Below are 1,065 nucleotides of genomic sequence, written 5' to 3' on the forward strand. Positions count from 1 at the left end.
TGCGGATAGCTCATTCTTTGGTTCGGATACGACCGGCTTTTGTGCGGATAGCTCAACCTTTTGTTCGGATAGCCTGCTTTCGTGCGTATGGTTCAACCTTTTGTTCGGATACGACCAGCTTTTGTGCGGATAGCTCATTCTTTGGTTCGGATACGACCGGCTTTTGTGCGGATAGCTCAGCCTTTTGTTCGGATAGCCTGCTTTCGTTAAGACACGCCCTGCTTTTGTGCGGATGGCTCAACCTTTTGTTCGGATAGACCGGCCTTTTGTTCGGATGGACCGGGCTTTTGTGCGGATGGTTCAACCTTTTGTTCGGATGGACCGGCCTTTTGTGCGGATACGCCCGGCTTTCGTGCGGATGGCTCAACCTTTTGTGCGGATAGACCAGCCTTTTGTTCGGATACGCCCGGCTTTCGTGCGGATAGCCTACTTTTGTTCGGATACGACCGGCTTTTGTGCGGATAGCCTACTTTTGTTCGGATACACCCTGCTTTTGTTCGGATAGACCGGCCTTTCGTGCGGATAGCCTATTTTTGTTCAGATACGCCCGGCTTTTGTGCGGATACGCCCATCTTTCGTGCGGATAGCTCAACCTTTTGTTCGGATAGACCCGTCTTTTGTGCGGATGGCTCAACCTTTTGTTCGGATAGCCTGCTTTCATGCGGATGGTTCAACCTTTTGTTCGGATAGACCCATCTTTCGTGCGGATGGCTCAACCTTTTGTTCGGATAGACCGGCCTTTTGTTCGGATGGACCGGGCTTTTGTGCGGATGGTTCAACCTTTTGTTCGGATAGCCTGCTTTTGTGCGGATGGCTCAACCTTTTGTTCGGATAGACCGGCCTTTTGTTCGGATGGACCGGGCTTTTGTGCGGATGGTTCAACCTTTTGTTCGGATGGACCGGCCTTTTGTGCGGATACGCCCGGCTTTCGTGCGGATGGCTCAACCTTTTGTGCGGATAGACACATCTTTCGTGCGGATAGACCAGCCTTTTGTTCGGATACGCCCGGCTTTCGTGCGGATAGCCTACTTTTGTTCGGATACGACCGGCTTTTGTGCGGATAGC

4 protein-coding genes are annotated in these 1,065 nt (G+C 51.9%); all 4 read right to left on the reverse strand.

Annotated features, from left to right (window positions below; genetic code table 11):
- Positions 1 to 52: 52 nt before the first annotated feature.
- The gene (locus V4T18_RS18260; RefSeq protein ID WP_332651879.1) at positions 53 to 367 is read right to left on the reverse strand and encodes a hypothetical protein; all 315 of its coding nucleotides are present in this window, start codon (positions 365 to 367) and stop codon (positions 53 to 55) included.
- A 160-nt stretch (positions 368 to 527) separates the two neighbouring features.
- Positions 528 to 674, reverse strand: coding sequence for a hypothetical protein (locus tag V4T18_RS18265; RefSeq protein ID WP_332651881.1), 147 nt, complete (start codon positions 672 to 674; stop codon positions 528 to 530).
- Complete coding sequence (locus tag V4T18_RS18270; protein WP_332651883.1) at positions 658 to 819, reverse strand: hypothetical protein; 162 nt, start codon at positions 817 to 819, stop codon at positions 658 to 660. The genes V4T18_RS18265 and V4T18_RS18270 overlap by 17 nt, the downstream gene beginning before the upstream one ends.
- On the reverse strand, positions 776 to 1,065 hold a 290-nt coding region (locus V4T18_RS18275), incomplete at its 5' end, for a hypothetical protein (protein WP_332651885.1). The genes V4T18_RS18275 and V4T18_RS18270, both read right to left, overlap by 44 nt.

The sequence above is a fragment of the Lysinibacillus sp. 54212 genome, assembly GCF_036662795.1.
Classification (GTDB): domain Bacteria; phylum Bacillota; class Bacilli; order Bacillales_A; family Planococcaceae; genus Lysinibacillus_B.